Here is an 18,337-nt window from a genome sequence, read left to right on the forward strand (position 1 = left end):
TGCCCAAACAGAGCTGGAGACGAGACTTGAACTCGCAACCTACGCTTGCCCTTATCGCGTCTCGTCCTGTCCAGGGATTCCGGGTTTTCCAAAAGCCCCAGTTCAAAGCCGGTAATAATTCCGGCAAGTCCGTTCAGACATGACTGTTCCGGCTATTACTTAGACACTTTTTCGACATCACGAACCACCGAAAGCAGCTGTGTAATCGGGAATTACCGCAGGGGCTGCTAAATATGCCTGTTCAGTTACAATCGTCGACGAATGCCCGAGATAGCGGGACGCGGCCATGACGCCGTACTTCTCCTCTATTCGCGTTGACACTGTCTTTCTGAAGTCGTGAGGAACAATTTTCAGGTCCCCTCGCGCTTGACGAAGACGGGTCTCCGTGTTGCTCACAGTCCTGTATGTGCCGGCTCTGGTTGGGAAGACCGGCTCCCCCAGCTGTTCCCGGTACGGCTTGGCGAACTGTCTCTCAAGCGCGTCGAGCGCGATCTTAGCTACCGGTATCACTCGTCGGCTGGAATCAGTTTTTGGCTTGTCCTTACGCCCTCCCCGCTCATCCGTCGTGCCGGTGATTGAAATCGTCCTTTCCTTGAAATCCACGTCCGACCAGCGGAGGCCCAGAACCTCCCCGAAGCGAGCACCCGACCCTCGAACGACGTCCATGATCTCGACGAGCCCCTCCCCCCGCTTGGGACCGCCCGCATTCCCCCCACACCAAGCAACGAGGCGGTTCCTGTACTCGTCCATCTGTTCATCCGTTAGTGCGAGGACCTCCTTCTTCTCCCGCTTCGGGAGTTTGGTCTCTCGGACCGGGTTTGCACTCATGACGCCCCACCGGACGGCGAAGCCTGCGGCGGAACCAAGCGCTGCACGAGCTGTTCTTGCCGTTCCTGGCGTCAATCCTTCGAGAAACACCTGGATACGTGGAGTCGTCAGCTCGTTGAGCCGGACGGAGCCCAAGTTCGGCCCGATGTGGAGATTTATGACCTTTTCGTAGATCTCCTTTGACCTGGCACTCACGTCATGTCGTGGCAACCAGACATCGAGCAACTTGTTGAGTGGACTCGTTGTCGTCAGCTCAGTCGTGTCATCACCCTGGAGACGTTGTTGGCAATTCTCCTCCAGCCTGCGCTTCGCCGCCGCAGCACTGCTCCCGCTGCCCCTGACACGCACTGTCCTGCCGTTAAGGAGCCGGAGATACGTGGAGACCTGCATTTTCCCGTTCGGAAGCCGTTTGGGAGCACTGACTTCTCCGTGGGTGCCAAGTGGCGTAGCCGGCCGTCCCCTAGCCACTTAGCTCTCCCCTTCTCCAGCATCGTTGTCCAAGAGAGCCCGAACAGCCATGTCGGCGAAGGGCCCCTCAACACCCTTAGACGCCCGGTCCGGGACCTCCTCCCAGCCGTTATCTATCCCAAGGTGTCCCAGCGTCTCATTCAACTGAAAAAGCAAAGGCAACAACCCACTCGAACGCCCAATCAGCGAAACAGCTGACTGAACCCTCTCCGACATGCGATCCGCCCGAGAAAGTCGGTCGTAGTCAGCCTGCTCGACCATGTGATCCCAGGCCTGGATCACGACGAGCAACTGCTCACTCAGAGCCTTCAGCTCCTCGCGGTAGTTGATGATCGAATGTTCAATCTTTGCCACGATCGGATTGACAGGTTTTGCAATGAAATCAGCGAGGTCAATCTCGAATATTTCCGCAAAAGCCTGCGCTTCTTCAATCTTCACCGCCTGCTGACCTTCTTCAATCCTCCGGAGAGAGGTCGTATGGAGAGGGACATCGTAGGCGGCCAGCCGGTCCACTATGGCCTGACGGGATAATCCCGCCTGTTTTCTCAACTCTCGGATATTCGCAGCCGAGTAGTTAACCGGTCGCTTGCTCACACTCATAAGTTCCTCCCGAACGAAATGACACCTATTGTTCAGAACATCTCGTGTTTATGGTATATTCCGTATTGAACGGTTTGTTTCACATCGTGGCGTTCCGTTCAGCTCATTGTATCCCTTCCAGAAAGGACTGTCATGTCTCACATGCCGCAACCGGAGAGCTTGACCCTCTCAATGCGCGAGGCCGCCGCCATTCTCGGAATTTCCCCGAGCACGGCCTACGCAGCCGCAAAGGACGACGCCTTCCCCGTTCCCGTGATCAAGATCAACTCCCGCTACGTGGTTTCTAAGAAGAGCCTCATGGAGCTTCTCGGACTATCCCCGAAGGATGCGGCTTGACCCGCCACCGACAGAGCAATCACTGGGCCGACATTGGACCAGCGAACAACAAAATCCCCCTTCGAAGCTGCAACTTCGAAGGGGGAAACATCAAGAAAGGGTCATCCGACTTGAATATCTATGACCATACCGGAACACGGCGACGTCGCCCCCACCAAGAAGCCCACCGTTTGGCCCAGATCGGAATACTGGTCGGACCTTTAAACGGCAAGAAGCCTGTAGGAGCGGCAGTACCTAGAGGCCTGTACGACTTCACTACCGACCGGGAGGCCATCGATACTTGGTGGGCCCGCTACAACGGGGCCAACCTCGGAGCCCGGCCACCGAAGGGGATCGTCGTCATCGATGTCGACAATCGACGAAATGGTCTCGGCAACTGGGATGCGCTGAACGCCGGCCACGAGCTGCCGAAAACGACCACCACGAGGACCGGCTCAGGCGGGTATCACTTTTGGTTCCGTCTTCCCTACCCCGGCCAGCTTCGAGGAAAGGTTGCTCCGGACATCGATATCCGTCACCACAGGAACTACCTCGTCATGCCGGGCAGCGTCCACCCAGAGACAGGCGGAGAGTACGAATACGAAGCTTGGGTCGACCTGCCGGACGTTCCTGTTTTGCCGGCCCACCTGCGTCGTCACGTCTACACGCCTGCCCGTCCCGCATCCCCGGCCATCCCTTACCGACTCCGCCACAGCGGGGACGGAAAGAAGCTCATCAAGGCCGTCCTGGAAGCCCCGGAGGGCTCCCGGAACGAGCAGCTGAACACCGCAGCTTTCCTCGCCGGAAAGAACGGACTCGACATCTTCGATGCTCTTGCCAAGGCCGCCGAAGCAGTCGGCCTGGAGCCCGAGGAGATCGACGCCACAATCAGAAGCGGGAAGCGTGCCGGCGAGAAGGAGGCCCTCCAGTGAGTATCGAAAACTACGGGCCATCTTCTGTGTCTGCTCCGAGCAGATGGGAGCTAGTGAGAAAGGGGGAGCTTGAGGCGTCCGACGACTTCGACCATTATCCCTCGCCGGCGCTTTCCCTGGAGGTCGCTCAGCGACTGGTCGACGAAGTCTTCACGACTCCCGACGGACACCGAACACTCGCCTACTGGAGAGGGAGCTGGTGGGGCTGGGAGTCACGGCACTGGGAGAGGTGGGATGATGAGATCAGTCTCAAAGCGCCTATCTGGATGAGGCTCCGAGAAGTCACATACGGGGAAAAAGAGCAGGAAAAGGCCTGGGCTCCCTCCTCCCAGAAGGTCGGGTCCTTGATGGAACCTCTTCGTGTCCTCACCCGTCTTGACAGCGAGACCAGCCCAGCCTGGCTGGATCATAGAAGCGCTCCCCGCGCAGATAGGACAATCTCCATGGCTAACGGGCTGCTTGACCTGGAGACACGTACCTTGCTGCCGCACACTCCGGCGTTCTTCACGACCGATTCTCTCGGATTCTCCTACGATCCGGATGCCACTTGCCCGGAGTGGGAAGCCTTCCTTAGGGACATCTTCGAGCATGACCCGAAGGCGGCTCTCTTGCTCCAGGAATACACCGGGTACATCCTCTCGGGACGAATGGAGATGCAGAAGGCCCTGTTGGTTGTCGGTCCTCCACGGTCTGGCAAGGGCACGATTTCGCGCACTCTCCAACAGCTGATTGGAGAGAAGAACTCGGTCTCTCCGACATTGCACAGTCTGGCCTCCGAATTCGGCCTTTCCGAACTGGTCGGCAAACTCCTCGCCGTCATTGAGGATGCACGTGGGAGCACGCTGCGTGAGGCCGGGGGGAGTGTGGAGAAACTCCTCAACATCATCGGGGAGGACGCAGTCATGGCCAACCGGAAGGGAGAGTCCTACTGGAAGGGGACGTTGCCAACACGGTTCATGCTGATGGCCAATGAGGTTCCCCAGTTCATCGACGCATCCGGAGCCATCAAGTCGCGTTTCATGGCCCTCCGACTCCGCAAGTCCTATGTAGACAATCCGGACATCACGCTGCGCGAGCGCATCAGTCAAGAGTTGCCCGGAATCTTCAACTGGGCCCTCGCCGGTCTTGGCCGTCTGGATGTCCAAGGGAGGTTCACCCAGCCGGACACCATGGGGGAGGTCATCGGGCTGATGGGCGAACTGGGTTCTCCGGTGAAGACGTTCCTCGACGAGGTCTGTACCGTGACCGGTGAGGATTACGACCGGGTTAGAGTCTCCGAGTTGCAGCAGGCATTCAACAACTGGAACCGAACGATGTCTCCCGGAGCAAAGGACATCACCCAGCCGCTTCTCCGTAAGAGAGTAGAGGCCGCCTCTCCTCGTGTGAGCCACCGGCAAATGAAGGTCCCCGGTGACGATAAGAGGGATCGGTGGTTCGTCGGTATCAAGATGACCTCGTAGGAAGGTCAGCTAGCGGTCGGGTTTCGTTCTTGTGCACTCGCACCGTTGATTGGCCAGAAGAGGCGTGTGACCTGCAAGCCCGCAGTGCACACGCTTTTTCTGCTTTCCAGTGGGGGCTGGGGGTTAGCCAAGGGCTATTAGCTGAGTACTGAGATACTTCCCCTCCCTTACCCATTTGAACCTTGTGTTTTATGTTCATGCAGGCCAGAACTGGTTTCTTCGCCTATTAACCCTGTTCATGCTCGTGCAGCTTGTGTGCAGAGACCACCCCTCTGGCTTCCCTCTCATCTGGCGGGCCGTTAGGAGAAACAAGACTCTCGCTACTGGCATACGTTCCGGCGGTGCCAGAAGTCACGAACGGACCGGGCTGAGGTCAACTGTCCCTCTCCGCACTAGTCAGATACGGAAGTCTCAAGGACAAGTGTTCCAAAGGGGGGGCTCGGAGCCAAATCCAAGTAGGAACCGGGGGTCTGTGGCGTGTGAAGCGCGGGTTCCCAACGACACCGGTTGACCTGCGGTCTTGGCAGGAATCGAGAAAAACCCTCTTGTTGATGTGACTGCAACCCTGTCTTCTATGTTGTCGAGAAAATCGCGCCGAGTTCAAGTGTGAAATCCCCTTGGTGCTTCGTCGAGAGCGTGGTGGAGTGTGCTTGTGGACTGCTCGGGGCCGGAATGTCCACTGGAATGGACATCGGGCAGACTTGAGATCGTGACACCGTGTCATACTCAATGGGCCGGTTGCCCTCCCCCGAAGCCTCCGGCCTGTGGTGGCATCCCGGAGACTTACCCCCCAAGGTCTCCGGGGCGCCACCAACCAGCCCCAGAACGTCGCCAGGACGGGCGGGAGCCCCAGGTTCAGTGTCCTATGGCTGGAGACGTTCATGTGGTTCGTTAGCTGACGCTGCCGGAGGCCTTGTCCACCTGCGTCTCATCCCCGCCGGATAGCATGGTTACGTCAGTTGTCCGATGCTACAAAGGGGTGCCTCTTGTTCAACCACGCCTCATTTATCTGGAGCGCCGCCGACCTGCTGCGCGGAACCTACAAACAGCACCAATATGGCAACATCATCCTGCCTTTCACAGTGCTCGCCAGGTTGGACGGAGTCCTGGCCCCTACGAAGCAGGCGGTTCTCGACGCCATCGAAGGACTCGACCCGGATCAGATTCCTTCAGCTGGCATGCTGCGCAACCGAGCGAAGCACAACTACAGCTTCTACAACCGCTCCCGTCACGACCTACGGTCCCTACAGGGCGACGTCGACAACCTCGAGGACAACCTCCGGGACTACGTCAACGCCTTCTCCCCGAATGTGCGCGACATCTTCGACCAGTACCGCTTCGACGAAACCATCATCGACCTTGCCCAGAACAACCTCCTCCTGGAGATCCTCCAGCACTTCGCCAAAGCCGATCTTCGCCCCGAGGCGGTGACCAATGAGGTCATGGGGCATATCTTCGAAGAGCTCATCCGGAAATTTGCCGAAGCGTCCAACGAAACCGCCGGCGAGCACTTCACCCCCCGCGAAGTCATCGACCTGATGGTCACCCTCCTGCTCGACGGCGATACCGACCTGACCACCCCAGGGGTCATCCGCTCGGTTTACGATCCCACCGCCGGCACCGGTGGCATGTTGTCGGCGGCCGACAACAAGATCAAACAGTTCAACAAGGACGCCCAAGTTAACCTGCTGGGCCAGGAAATCAACCCTGAATCGTATGCCATCTGCAAAGCCGACATGGTCGTCAAAGGCCAGCCAATCACCAACATTGCCCTCGGCAACACCCTGACCAGCCCCGCATTCGAGGACCAGACCTTCCACTACGCCCTGTCCAACCCGCCGTTTGGTGTGGCATGGAAGAAAGACAAGCCGGCCGTGGAGCGCGAGCACGATATTGCTGGCTATGCCGGTCGCTTCGGGCCAGGTCTGCCGAGAGTCTCGGATGGGTCCCTGCTGTTTCTCATGCACCTAATTTCGAAACTCCGTGAACCCGGTCTTGAGGGGGGAGCTGCCGGCCGCGGTGCCATCGTCCTCAACGGCTCACCACTCTTTACCGGCGGGGCAGGCTCCGGCGAATCCAACATCCGCAAATGGGTGCTCGACAACGACTACCTCGAGGCGATCATCGGCCTGCCGACGGACATGTTCTACAACACCGGCATCTCCACCTACATCTGGATCCTGAACAAGGACAAGGAACCGGCCCGGCGCGGCAAGGTCCAGCTCATCGATGCCACCGAGATGTTCGTCAAGATGCGTAAGTCCATCGGGTCCAAGCGCAAGATGCTCTCTGATGACAACATCGCCACCATCGCCAGGCTCTACGGGGAGTTCACCGAGTCGGAGCATTCGAAGATTTTCGATACCACCGACTTCTACTACCGCACTATCACCGTTGAGCGCCCGCTGAAGCTCAACTACGCTTTCACCCCCCAACGCGTCGAGAGGGCACTTGCTGCCAAGCCTGTGGCCAAGCTCGAGGAATGGGAGCAGGAAGCCCTCCACACGGCTCTGAGAGTCGCTGAGAAGGCCACTGGCGGGGTCGTGTCGACCAACCGGGCCCAGTTCACCAAAGACCTCAAAAAGGCCCTCGCAGATGAGGGCCTCGCCCTTAAACCGGCCGTTCTCAAGGCCGTGCTTACCGAGCTCGGGGAACACGACGACCACGGTGAGCTCGTCACCAAGGCAGGTAAGCCTGAGGCGGATGCCAGCCTGCGGGATACCGAAAACGTCCCCTGGGATCAGGACATCCACGACTACCTCGAACGCGAAGTTATCCCCTTCGTCCCTGATGCGTGGATCGATGAGACCAAGACCAAGGAAGGCGTCGAGATCCCATTCACCCGACACTTCTACCAGTACATCCCCCCACGTCCCCTGGAAGAGATCGACCGGGACCTTGACGAAGTCCTCGGCCGCATCCGAGCACGCCTCGAGCAGGTGAAAGCATGAGGGAATACGCCGAGTACCAGTCACCGGGGCTAGACTTTGTGGAACAGATTCCCGCCCATTGGAAAATGGTTCCTTTCCGCCATGTATTCACTGAATCTCGTGAAGTGAATGGGAAGACCCCTGTCGGACCGATGCTATCTGTATCCGGGTATAGAGGTGTGGAAGTAAAGGAGTATGACAGCGAAAATCGACGCCGTACTCCCGAAGAGGTAGCCAGCTACCGTGTTGTTCGCCCAGGCCAGTTAGCGGTCAACACAATGTGGCTAAATTATGCAGGGCTAGGGGTTTCTGACTTCGAAGGACACATGAGCCCTGCCTACCGCGCTTATAACATCAGCCCATCCCTAGAACCTCGGTATGTTCACCACCTTCTGCGTAGCTCTACCTATGTTCAAGGGTATACGGCTCTACTGACAGGTATTAGGCCGAACAGCCTGCAGATGAGTCGGGACGACCTCATGAATTTTCCTGTGATTCTTCCCCCACTAGAAGAACAAAGATTGATTGCGGATTATCTCGACCGAGAAACCGCCGAAATCGACGCCTTCATCATGGAATTAGATCGTTTCATGAGTCTTACGGAGGAGCGAAGAAACGCGGCACGATCCAAGTTCTTCTCTCCTAGCCATGCAGAGAACCTCTTACCTATTAAACGGGTAGCTCGCCTTGCAGGGGGTGCAGGTTTCCCACCGGCCTATCAAGGAATCACAGATGAGGAGCTTCCTTTCTATAAGGTAGGCTCCTTGAAATCGGCAGAAGAGGGAAAACTCACGTATGCCTCGGACTCCATTTCACGATCGACTGCTCGGTCGCTAGGAGCCGAAGTCCTGCCGGCCGGTTCGGTCGTTATGGCCAAAATTGGAGCCGCACTCTTCCTTCGACGAAATGCCCTTTTGACCAAGCCCGGCTGCATTGATAACAACATGCTCGGCCTCATTCCCGCCTCTCTAGTAGACGGCCGTTACCTGCAGGAAGTCCTACTCACGCTGGATTTAACCCCTATTGCGAACCCGGGTGCAGTGCCTTCCCTGAATATGCGGTGGTTCCGTGAAAACAAAATAGAAGTTCCTTCTCTTGAGGTTCAAAACGAAGTACTGGCTCGATTCTCCGAGCTGGATTCTGCAGCTCGCTTAGCCCTAGCTGATGCAGCTAAGGCTAAGGAGTTGGCTCAGGAAAGAAGATCTGCACTCATCTCCGCAGCAGTGACCGGACAGATCGACGTGGCTGCCCAGGGTGTGTCGACTGCGGAGCAGCTGCGGGATGAGTTGGAGGTCCACGTATGAGTGTCGGTGCTCATCGGGAGGTCAATCTCCAGCGGTTCGTCGTCGACCACCTCGCCTCCCACGGATGGTTGGCATCCAAGGGAAACGAGGGCTACGACAAAGAGCGTGCCCTGTTCGTCCCCGATCTGTTGGGGTGGTTGGAGGAGACGGACCCGGACAACTACCACCGGATCGTCCCGAAGGACGCCCCCGAAGCGGCGGTGGTTAAGGGGCGGAATCGGATCCTGGACCGGGTGGCCAAGAAGCTCTCTGCGGAGGAAAAGCACGGCGGTGGCACCCTCAACGTCCTGCGCAACGGTGTGGATGTGGTGGGAGCCAAGAAGTTCAGCCTGCTGCAGATGCCGCCGGCCAACGACAAGAACCCCCGCCTGACCGAGCGCTACGAGCAGAACCGTCTCAGGGTGGTCGAGGAGCTGGTCTACTCCACCCGGCACCGCAATCGACTTGACCTGGCCTTGTTCGTCAACGGCATCCCCGTGGCCACCGTCGAGATCAAGACGGAGTTCACCCAGTCCCTGGCACAAGCCGAGGAGCAGTACAGCACCCAGCGCCCGCCGGAGGGCGAGCCGTTGCTGACCGCCGGGCGGGGAGCCCTGGTGCATTTCGCCGTCACCGACCGTCGCATCTCCATGACCACCCTCCTGGCTGGGCCGAAAACAGAGTTCCTGCCGTTCAACCAGGGCCACGACGGTGGTGCCGGCAACCCGCCGTCGACGAGGGGGCATGCCACCAGCTACTTCTGGGAGGACATTCTCGACCGGGACACCTGGCTGACGATTCTCACGAAATTCATCTACACCAACCACCAGGCTAAGACGGACCCGATTACCGGCAAGATCACCACCACCTCGCAGATCCGGTTCCCGCGTTTCCACCAGTGGCGGGCGGTGTCCAAGATTGCCGCTGCCGCTGCTGTGGAAGGCCCCGGGCATAACTACCTCATCCAGCATTCAGCCGGCTCGGGCAAGACGGATTCGATCGCCTGGACCGCCCACCGACTGGCTTCGCTGCACAACCATGAGGGCGAGAAGGTCTTCGACACCGTCTTTGTCATCGCCGATCGTCAGGTGCTCGACCGTCAGCTCCAGGACGCGGTGAGACAGCTGGAGAGTGTTCCGGGGACCTTCCAGGCTATTGACTCCGGCGGGGAAGGGTCCAAGACCGCCCGGTTGACGCAGGTGCTCACCAGCGGGACGGCGAAGATCGTCGGAGTAACCCTGCAGACCTTCCCCTATGCCCTGGCAGCGTTGAAGGACCCAGCCAACCAGGACCAGCTCAAGGGGCGGACGTTTGCGATCATCGCTGACGAGGCGCACTCCTCCCAGACCGGTGGCTCAGCCAAGGCCGTCCGGGAGATGCTTTATCTCACCCAGGACACAACCGAGTTCGACCTGGAGGAGCCGGGCGCGGACCAGGACGCCCTGGTGGCGATGGCCGCCCACAGTGATGCGGAGAAACGCTTAAGCTACTTCGCGTTTACCGCCACCCCGAAGGCGAAGACCCTGGAGCTGTTCGGCCGGCGCAACCCCGCCACCCAGGAGCTGGAGCCGTTTGACCTGTATCCGATGAAGCAGGCCATCGAGGAAGGATTCATCCTCGATGTGCTCAAAAACTACACCACCTACGACATGGCCGCGCGCGTGGCACTGAAAGGTACCACTCCTGCTGCTACTGCGGGAGAGCAACCGCAGCCCACCACCCCGGCTGAAGCCGCGGAAGGGGAGGTCGACGTGAGACAGGGCACCCGGGCCTACATCAACTTCGTCGAGCTTCACCCCACGAATGTGGCCTCCAAGGTCGACGTCATCCTCGATCACTACCGCTCCACCGTCCAGCCACACCTGGGTGGGCGGGCTAAGGCGATGGTGGTCACCGAGTCCCGGGCTGCAGCGGTGCGTTACGCTCGCGCCTTCGAGAAGGCCATCGAGGCACGGAACCTGCCGTTGCAGACGCTCGTGGCGTTCTCCGGTGAGGTCCCGGACCCGGATGTTGCCTCCCTGCCGGGTACCCCGCCGAAGATGGTCACCGAGGCCAGCATGAACCCGATACTGAAGGGACGGGACCTGGCGAGTGTGTTTGCCCAGGACGGGCAGAACATTCTCGTGGTGGCCAACAAGTATCAGACCGGGTTCGACCAGCGGCTGCTGGTGGGCATGTACGTCGACAAGCAGCTCTCCGGTATCGCGGCGGTACAGACCCTGTCCCGGCTCAACCGGAAGGCTGACGGCAAGTCCGACACCTACGTGCTGGATTTCGTCAACGACCCGGAGCAGATTCTCGAGTCGTTCCAGATGTATTACGAGGCCGCCTATATCGAGACCGAGTCCGACCCTGACTTGGTCGCAGACCTGATCGCCAAGCTGGAGGCCCAGCATATCTTCACCTGGGCGGAGGTCGACCAGGTGTGGGCGGCGTGGTCGGCACAACACACGACCGCCGCACGCAAGCATTCCCAGTTTTCGGGGTACCTGGCCCCTGCCCTGGAGAGGTTCAGTAATGCGTGGGAGCAGACGATACTCACACACGATGATGAGCGGCGGGAGGAGTTGCTCGACTTCAAAGCGGTGTTATCCCAGTACGTCAAGGCCTACTCATTTTTCAGCCAGATCCTCCATTTCGGCGACCCCCGGTACGAGAAGATGTCTGTCTTCGCCGACCTGCTGGCGAAGTCGCTGCGGGAGTTTACTGCCGAGGCAGAGAAGCCCGAGGTGGTTGATGTCTCGGATGTGGTGCTGACCCACTTCCGGCTGGAGAAGATCCGAGAGGATGACCTGGGACTGAGCACCACCGCCGGTGATGTTCCGGGGTTGAAGGGGATGACTGAAGCGGGCCTGGCGAAGGCGAGGGAGTCGGAGCATGCCAGGAAGGCGGAGTTGGTCGAGAAGGTCAACAAGTACTTCGGGGACCTGGAGGCCAAGGACGAGTACAAGGTCAACTTCGTTCAGACGCTTTTGGCCGAGGCCGCCGATAGCCCAGAGCTGAGTGTCCAGGCCAAGAACAACTCGAAGATTGACTTCGCCAGCTCCCCGCAGCTGCAGGTCGTCTTGGAGGACGCGCTGTGGCAGCACGAGGAATCCTCCAACGAGGTCCTCAAGGCCGCCCGGGAGATGACGACCCTAAAGCTGGTGGAGATGGTCATGGAGTTCGGACTCTTTGAGCGCCTCAGAGACGAGGACACTGGCTAAGCGCCTTGAGACACATGGTGTGAGGCGTCAAACCCCCTGTAGACACCTGGAGGAGTCCCAGCGCGGAGAAAAGCAGGTGCGGTAGGAAACAGATGGTGACTACTGATGTCCACAGCTAAGATGTCCGACCCCCACACGTGGTGGGTCCTATCTACGGAGGAAGCGTCATGGCGGTGTCCCCGGAAAACCGCTCGGTTGCCCTGGCTGTTCTGGGGTCACCGGAGGAGGCTGTCTCCCCTGACACCGTATGGGGGCAGACAGAGATCTTCTATCGTGAACGCTGGACAAAGCGATGGCCGGAGGGACTTTCTCTTCCTTGGTTCTTGGAGAGGGAGGAGTCGGCTCTTTCGGTGTCGCGACAGAGGCTGTTCGAGCTCGGGGAATCCGTGGAGACGGAAGAGGACGCCGTGAGCTTCTACGTCGCGGTGTGCTCCTGGGGGGCTGGTACCGACGCACAGCAGACCTATCGGTGTGTCCAGCCTCTTCACCAACCCGGCGCGCCTAGGAAGCTGCTGGAGGGGGTGAGGGTCGCCTCCACCGAGTCTGCAGTCGACGGGTACTCCACGTTCAACAACTACAGCCAGGCCAGGATCAAGTACCTTGGCCCAGCGTTCTTCACCAAGCTGCTCTACTTTGCCGCTGGTCGTCCTACCCCGGCTGATACTCGCCATCCCCTTATCCTGGATAGGAGAGTGGCTGTCGCCCTGGGATGGACGAAGACCTCTGGATGGCGGACCTCCGAATACTCCCAATACCTGGACCTGGTGGAGCAGCTCCATGAGCGGTGGCGTCCGGATCTTCCCACTGATGTCATCGAGTACACCCTCTTCCAGGGAAAGCCCCCGTCTGTCATCCCGAGCATCTAAGAGTGGGACGGGGACCGGTCCTGGTCCACAGGCGAGGTCCCAGGGTGTCACCCTTATCTGACAGACCATCAATGCTGCCAGGAGAGAGCGACGGTTATTGAGGATAGTTTTGAAGAGTCTGGCCGGGCTCAATAGGTAGAACCTGTTACAAGAGCCCCTCAAGGAGCAAACGATTGTGCATGTTCTTCTTGACTTCGTCCATCTCCTTCTCGAGCTCAGCAAGTCGGCGGTAGAACTTCCTCATGTCAGAGTTGTGGTTTCTTCGGCGCTCTAAGCGCTCGTCCTCTTGTTTATGGATCCGTGCCCCTCGGTGGAGGAGGAGGGACTGCTGATCGCTGTGGTACCCCATCTGCTCTTCATATGAAAGCTCGTCGTAGGGATCCTCCGTGTAGCGGCTGTCGGGGTCCATGAAGTCCTCGTGGAAGATCCGGGCGCGGTCGGCGTCGTTGCGATCCTCTTCAGCCCACTTGGTATCACGGCGATGTTCCCATTCCCTGTAGTCGATGAATGGGACTTCCTCGGCATCGAGACTCTCTTGTACGGCCACCCAGTCGACCCACTCGGCATCTAGTTTCTGATCCTCGGCGGCGAGTCGCCGGCGCTCTGCTTTTTCCTGGATTAGTCGTTCTACCACTGCACTGTGTTCAGGGCCTGGAAATGAAGACACTCTTGAAGCTCCTTGGCTAGGGAGAGGTTTACAGGGGTTGGGAAAGGGGCGTTCAGGCGTCGCATCTCATATGGGGCCGGGCACGGTAGAGGATCCGATGGGCGGCCCTGAGGTCTTCACTTGATCCGCTAGTGGAAAGGTAGCAGGGGGTTAACTTTCTCGGACTGAAACGGCTACAGGCCGGACTCCGGACCGACAGGAAGCTTGTGCGCTTCCGTTCTGGCAGTGGAGCCTAGCTTCACGATGGGGCGGGGGCAGCGTCTCTCTTTTCCACCTCGCCTACTGGCGACAGGTCTCCGCGGTGCCGCCGGCCTCCATGCAAGCCCAGAAGCGGTCGGTGATGGTTCCTTCATCGACATACCCGGGGTGGGAGGTCCCCTGTTGGTAGCAGTAGTCGGTGTACTGGGTGGTCCCGTCCGACATCAAGGTCGGCCCGGGGGTGCCGAAGAGACACTCGACGATGTAGGGCTCGGCAGCGGGCTCCACGTAGTTCGGGTTGAGGACAGCGCCGCATCCGGTGGCCGGGTTGACGAAGTTGGGCCATTGGTCCGGGGTCCCGGAGTAGCAGACCTCGCCGTACTGCTCACCGGGGTTCATGGGGGTGTCCCCCTTTGAGTGGACACGCGGGATTGATCAAGCAGCAGGCGCCACGGTACGCAGGAGGTACTTGTAGCCGTCACCGGCTGACATCACCCGCATCGAAACCGTCATCGCTCCTACCTCCTGAATGACAGGTAAGCCTCAGAGACCGCTCCGACTGCCGCGTCAGCTCAGGGTGGATTCGCGGGCTTCGAGCCTCTTCTGCAAGACGCGTGACAGCTCTGAACGGATGTGTGGATCATGTGAAGTGGGGCACTTCTAGGGGTCCTTCGCCGGCCTTGCGGATCGTCTCTCTGGACGACAGACGGCAGGGGCGTGGCTGCTCCTGTCCTCAACCGAGGGTAGGAGCTGGTACCCGCTTTGGTGCGGGCGTTACGGCTCTCGATCCACACCTGGCCTGCTGTACCACGCCGCGTCTCGCACCGGCGGGGCAGCATCAAAAGTCACTTGCTGTGACAGCAAGTGATGTGGTAAGTTTCTGCTATGGCAAGTGAAACTTCGCAGTCGGAATCAGAAAATCACGCTCTGGGGTTTGAGCATCTGCACCGTGATCGCCAGACTTTGGCGGCCCGACTAGGTAGGCAACGCTGGTTCGGGCCTGGGCTTGGCCTCGTCGCCGCGGTTTTCGTCGCGAGCCCAGCGGGGCCGGACGACACGTGGCGCCGTGCGATATTCGCTGCGGCCCTGTTGGCGAGTATTGTGCTCGTTGACAGGTATCGCCGCGCCACCGGGATCAAGCTCTCCCGGGTGGGTGCGCGCGCGGCGGTCATCTACGTGGCCGCCCTCGGCGTGTCTCTCGTCTTGTTGAGCGTCTCTTACGGGCTGGCCGCCAGTGGCCTGTCCTGGTGGATCACAGCATCAGCTGTGACGGCTTTCGTCGTGGTGACCTGGTTGGTCCGGCTGTTCGTCGCCGCCGTCGCCGACCACTTGAGCCATGGCATCTGAGGGCACCTTTAACGAGATGATCCACGCGCCCTTGCGCCTGCGGATCTGCGGTCTTCTGCGCTCGGTAGACCGGCTCGATTTCGCTGTCATGCGGGACACCATTGACGTCAGCGACTCGACACTCTCCAAACACCTCAGACTCCTCAGTGACGCGGGATTCGTCGTGATGAAGAAGAGCGCGTCTCCCATGCGCACGGACTCCCGCAGGATCACCTGGGTCTCCCTCACTTCATCCGGCAAGCGGGCATTCGACGGGCACTTAGAGGCACTGCGAAGCATCGCCGCAGGCTTTGTTCCTGCTGGCTCCCACACCACCCGCACCGCGGCCGCGGTTGGAGATGAGAAGCCCGCTAGCGCCGGCTCCGACTCCGACGCAGAGCGCGCCCGGGAGCGACGGCCCTCCTCGCGGCCCCGCCCGGGGCCTCTGCGCCCATCCTCGCCGTAGACCCGCGACCGCTGGCGCCCCGTTCCGACCGGCCCACAGAGAGGCACTCCCGCATTGCACAAACTCACCTCCACACCCTTACGTGTCCGCTACGGCTGGTCACCCGCGGTTGGTATGGTCCTGGCCGCCCCCATCGTCCAGAACGGGGGTGTCCCCCTTTGAGTGGACACGCGGGATTGATCAAGCAGCAGGCGCCACGGTAACAGCCGAGGCCATGTCTTCGAAAGCCCTCGGCGACAGGTAACTGATCCCGGAGTGCCGCCGACGGGTGTTGTATCTCGTGATCCACCGGAACACCTCCCGCCGACACTGAACCGGCGACGCCCAGCCACCAGAACCTTGCAGCGTCTCCCGCTTCAGCGAAGCGTTGAAAGACTCCGCCATCGCATTATCCGCACTCGACCCAATCCGCCCCATCGACTGGCGGATCCCCAGCCTCCGACAGGTGTCCTGAAACCCTGATGAGGTGTAGACGCTGCCGTGGTCGCTGTGAAAAATCGCTCCGTCCATCGAGCCCCTTGTCCGGGCCGCGTCCTCCATCGCGTCCTGAACGAGACTGGTGCGCATGTGGTCAGCGATGGAGTAGCCGACCAAGCGTCGGGAGTGCACGTCGATGACGGTGGCCAGGTACAGGAATTCTCCTTTCCCGCAGGGCAAGTAGGTGATGCCGCCGATATAGAGCTGATTGCAGTCCTCGGCAGTGAAGTCCCGGCCGACAAGGTCGTCGAAGACCCTCGCGCCCTGGTCCGGGATGGTGGTGCGTTTCTTCTTGCGCAGGTTCACCCCGACGATCTGGTGCTGGCGCATGAGCCGCTCGATGCGTTTGTGGTTGACCGGGTCTTTTGTGTGGTCGTTTATTTCAGCGGTCATACGGCGCACCCCGATCGTGGCGTCGAATTCTTCGTGGTAGTCCCGCATCTGGGCCACCAGCGTCTCATCGGCGTTTCGGCGCTGCCTGCGGACAGGCTCACCGTCCCGCCACTTGTAGAAGCTTGAGCGGTTCAGATTAAGGACGTGGCACAACCGCTTCACCGAGTAGGTGGTGGCGTAGTCGTCAACGAACGGGAAGCGGATCACCAGGTCGTCTCTCCCGCGAAATACTTCGCGGCCTTGCGCAGGATATCGCGTTCGGTCGAGAGCTTCTGGGTCTCCGAGCGCAGGTGCTGGACTTCTTTGCGCAGGCGCAGCAGCTCCTCGGCGGGGTCCTCGGCAGTGCGACTCGACTGGACGCCACGGGCCTTGCGGGCAGCGTAGACCCAGTTTTTCAGCGTCGCCCGACTGATCCCGAGATCGGTGGCGATCATCGAGAACGAGGCGCCTGTGGTGTCCTCGTAGAGTCGGACCGCGTCGGCTTTGAACTCATCGGTGTAGGTGTTCTTCGGCATGGTGGTTTCTCGCATTCTCCGGCCCATTCTGGGCCAGGGTCAGCGTGTCCACCAAACAGGGGACGGCCCCCATGTACGTGGCCGTAGGAGAAGCCGGTTGTGTTGGCTGGGCTGGTACTGGCTCTGGGGTTGATTCGACTCTCGGAGTCACTTCCGGACTGGCCGACGAAGGCTCAGAAGAGGAGGGGCTGGTGCTCGTCACAGTGGGCGCGGAAGACCGGCTCACTGAAGGTTCGTCTACGGTGCCGGTCCCGCTGGAGCAGCTGGGCAAGACTGACAGGGCAGCGACAGCCAGAACGATCAGCGAGCGACTAGCTTTCATAGTGCGACATTCCTTTCTGCGGCATCCACCGGTCAGGTACCAACGAGTATGCTCTTCGCCGGACCAACTGGAGGGTTGGACCTCCGTGCACCCCTGGTGCGGTGGACGTGTGTAGTTGAGGTGAAAGGTACCCGCCCGGCGCGCCGGGTCAGGGTTCATTCAGGAGATCGGACGATCATGACGTCTAGCGGGCCACACTTGAGGCAAGCGGCGGCGAGGGCAGCGAGTTCTTGGTCATTGGTGACGGAGAGATACTTGAGGAGCTGCTGGGTGAGGTCGTTGTAGTCATGGCCAAGGAAGATGTGGTCTTCAGTATCGAGGAGGATCATGACTTACTTAGACTCTGTTGGAGGTGAGAAGGTTCCCTACAGGGGTGAGGGCGGGGGTACTTACCCCTTGCGGTCTATGATCTTCTGGCCGGCCGCTCGAAGCTTGCCCTCGGGAGAGACATAGCGGTAGAGGGTCTGGCGAGTGATGCCGAGTTCCTTACACAGCTCTGTGACGCTGGTGTCGGGGCGCTTCATGGAGGCTGCGGCCATTCGGACCTTGGCGGGGGTCATTTTGAAGGGTCGGCCACCCTTCCGTCCCCTGGCTCTGGCTGATGCCAGGCCCGCTTTGGTGCGTTCCGAGATCAACTCTCGTTCGAACTCTGCGAGTGCGGCGAAGATGCCGAAGACGAGCTTGCCCTGGGCGGTCGTAGTGTCGATGGAGGCCCCCTGGCCGGCGAGGACTCTCAAACCCACGTCGCGGGTGTTCAGATCGTGGACGACGTTGACTAAGTGCCGGAGGTCGCGACCGAGTCGATCGAGCTTCCAGACCACCAGTGTGTCCCCGGCGCGCAGGGCTTTCAGACAGGACGCCAGTTGGGGCCTGTCTTGCTTCTTGCCTGAGGCCATGTCCTCGTAGAGGAGCTCGGGGTTTACGCCGGCGGCTAGGAGGGCGTCGCGTTGAAGGTCAGTGGTCTGAGAGCCATCGCTCTTGGAAACCCGCATGTACCCAACGAGGTGTGACTTGCAGCTTCGTTTGGCGGTTTTTCCGCAGCTTCGAATGGCGGTTCAGTCGACGCCGATGGCAACACCTGGATA

The 18,337-nt window shown here is 60.0% G+C and carries 16 protein-coding genes; 9 read left to right on the forward strand and 7 right to left on the reverse strand.

Annotation, left to right across the window (positions count from 1 at the left end):
* Nucleotides 1–177 precede the first annotated feature (177 nt).
* Nucleotides 178–1,218: a site-specific integrase gene (locus EAH68_RS14155; RefSeq protein ID WP_126121987.1), complete on the reverse strand. Its 1,041-nt coding sequence runs from the start codon at nucleotides 1,216–1,218 to the stop codon at nucleotides 178–180.
* Between the two features lie 78 nt (nucleotides 1,219–1,296).
* Nucleotides 1,297–1,890 carry a helix-turn-helix domain-containing protein gene (locus EAH68_RS14160; RefSeq protein WP_164546509.1) on the reverse strand — a complete coding sequence of 198 codons (594 nt, stop codon included), beginning with the start codon at nucleotides 1,888–1,890 and terminating at the stop codon, nucleotides 1,297–1,299.
* A gap of 138 nt (nucleotides 1,891–2,028) precedes the next feature.
* On the opposite strand from EAH68_RS14160, the gene EAH68_RS14165 reads away from it, so the two are divergent.
* The 7 genes from EAH68_RS14165 to EAH68_RS14195 all read left to right on the forward strand — a co-directional run bounded on the left by EAH68_RS14165 (nucleotide 2,029) and on the right by EAH68_RS14195 (nucleotide 12,888).
* Nucleotides 2,029–2,232, forward strand: coding sequence for a helix-turn-helix transcriptional regulator (locus tag EAH68_RS14165; RefSeq protein ID WP_126121989.1), 204 nt, complete (start codon nucleotides 2,029–2,031; stop codon nucleotides 2,230–2,232).
* A 170-nt stretch (nucleotides 2,233–2,402) separates the two neighbouring features.
* The gene (locus tag EAH68_RS14170; RefSeq protein ID WP_164546510.1) at nucleotides 2,403–3,143 is read left to right on the forward strand and encodes a bifunctional DNA primase/polymerase; all 741 of its coding nucleotides are present in this window, start codon (nucleotides 2,403–2,405) and stop codon (nucleotides 3,141–3,143) included.
* Nucleotides 3,140–4,603 carry a DNA primase family protein gene (locus EAH68_RS14175; protein WP_164546511.1) on the forward strand — a complete coding sequence of 488 codons (1,464 nt, stop codon included), beginning with the start codon at nucleotides 3,140–3,142 and terminating at the stop codon, nucleotides 4,601–4,603. The genes EAH68_RS14170 and EAH68_RS14175 overlap by 4 nt, the downstream gene beginning before the upstream one ends.
* Nucleotides 4,604–5,589: 986 nt before the next feature.
* Nucleotides 5,590–7,554: a type I restriction-modification system subunit M gene (locus EAH68_RS14180; RefSeq protein WP_126121991.1), complete on the forward strand. Its 1,965-nt coding sequence runs from the start codon at nucleotides 5,590–5,592 to the stop codon at nucleotides 7,552–7,554.
* Complete coding sequence (locus tag EAH68_RS14860) at nucleotides 7,551–8,837, forward strand: restriction endonuclease subunit S domain-containing protein (protein WP_206436429.1); 1,287 nt, start codon at nucleotides 7,551–7,553, stop codon at nucleotides 8,835–8,837. The genes EAH68_RS14180 and EAH68_RS14860 overlap by 4 nt, the downstream gene beginning before the upstream one ends.
* Nucleotides 8,834–12,022, forward strand: a complete 3,189-nt coding sequence (locus EAH68_RS14190) for a type I restriction endonuclease subunit R (RefSeq protein ID WP_126121992.1) — start codon at nucleotides 8,834–8,836, stop codon at nucleotides 12,020–12,022. Before EAH68_RS14860 ends, EAH68_RS14190 begins: the two co-directional genes overlap by 4 nt.
* Nucleotides 12,023–12,189: 167 nt before the next feature.
* Entirely contained in the window at nucleotides 12,190–12,888 is a 699-nt protein-coding gene (locus tag EAH68_RS14195) for an 8-oxoguanine DNA glycosylase OGG fold protein (protein WP_126121993.1), read from the forward strand.
* A 145-nt stretch (nucleotides 12,889–13,033) separates the two neighbouring features.
* Here the strand turns inward: EAH68_RS14195 and EAH68_RS14200 are convergent, their stop codons facing one another.
* Both EAH68_RS14200 and EAH68_RS14205 read right to left on the reverse strand, forming a co-directional pair.
* Nucleotides 13,034–13,555 (reverse strand): hypothetical protein, encoded by a 522-nt coding sequence (locus EAH68_RS14200; RefSeq protein ID WP_126121994.1) that lies wholly within the window; start codon nucleotides 13,553–13,555, stop codon nucleotides 13,034–13,036.
* Between the two features lie 279 nt (nucleotides 13,556–13,834).
* Nucleotides 13,835–14,152, reverse strand: coding sequence for a hypothetical protein (locus tag EAH68_RS14205; protein ID WP_126121995.1), 318 nt, complete (start codon nucleotides 14,150–14,152; stop codon nucleotides 13,835–13,837).
* Nucleotides 14,153–14,854: 702 nt separating this feature from the next.
* Between EAH68_RS14205 and EAH68_RS14210 the strand changes: the two genes are divergently transcribed.
* Both EAH68_RS14210 and EAH68_RS14215 read left to right on the forward strand, forming a co-directional pair.
* A complete protein-coding gene (locus EAH68_RS14210) occupies nucleotides 14,855–15,100 on the forward strand; it encodes a hypothetical protein (protein WP_126121996.1) in 246 nt (81 codons plus the stop codon).
* 16 nt (nucleotides 15,101–15,116) lie between these two features.
* On the forward strand, nucleotides 15,117–15,545 hold the full coding sequence (locus EAH68_RS14215) for a transcriptional regulator (protein ID WP_241228480.1): 429 nt from the start codon (nucleotides 15,117–15,119) through the stop codon (nucleotides 15,543–15,545).
* Between the two features lie 180 nt (nucleotides 15,546–15,725).
* On the opposite strand, the gene EAH68_RS14220 is transcribed toward EAH68_RS14215, so the two are convergent.
* The 3 genes from EAH68_RS14220 to EAH68_RS14225 all read right to left on the reverse strand — a co-directional run bounded on the left by EAH68_RS14220 (nucleotide 15,726) and on the right by EAH68_RS14225 (nucleotide 18,244).
* Nucleotides 15,726–16,930, reverse strand: a protein-coding gene (locus tag EAH68_RS14220) for an IS3 family transposase (RefSeq protein ID WP_439647640.1) whose coding sequence is annotated in 2 segments (ribosomal slippage) — nucleotides 15,726–16,636 and nucleotides 16,636–16,930 — 1,206 coding nt in all. Because the reading frame shifts where the segments join, the coding sequence is not laid out codon by codon here.
* A 477-nt stretch (nucleotides 16,931–17,407) separates the two neighbouring features.
* A complete protein-coding gene (locus EAH68_RS14810) occupies nucleotides 17,408–17,581 on the reverse strand; it encodes a hypothetical protein (RefSeq protein ID WP_164546512.1) in 174 nt (57 codons plus the stop codon).
* Nucleotides 17,582–17,641: 60 nt separating this feature from the next.
* Nucleotides 17,642–18,244 carry a recombinase family protein gene (locus EAH68_RS14225; protein WP_126121999.1) on the reverse strand — a complete coding sequence of 201 codons (603 nt, stop codon included), beginning with the start codon at nucleotides 18,242–18,244 and terminating at the stop codon, nucleotides 17,642–17,644.
* Nucleotides 18,245–18,337: the final 93 nt, after the last annotated feature.

Origin of the sequence: Corynebacterium hylobatis (assembly GCF_003955685.1) — a bacterium.
GTDB lineage: Bacteria > Actinomycetota > Actinomycetes > Mycobacteriales > Mycobacteriaceae > Corynebacterium > Corynebacterium hylobatis.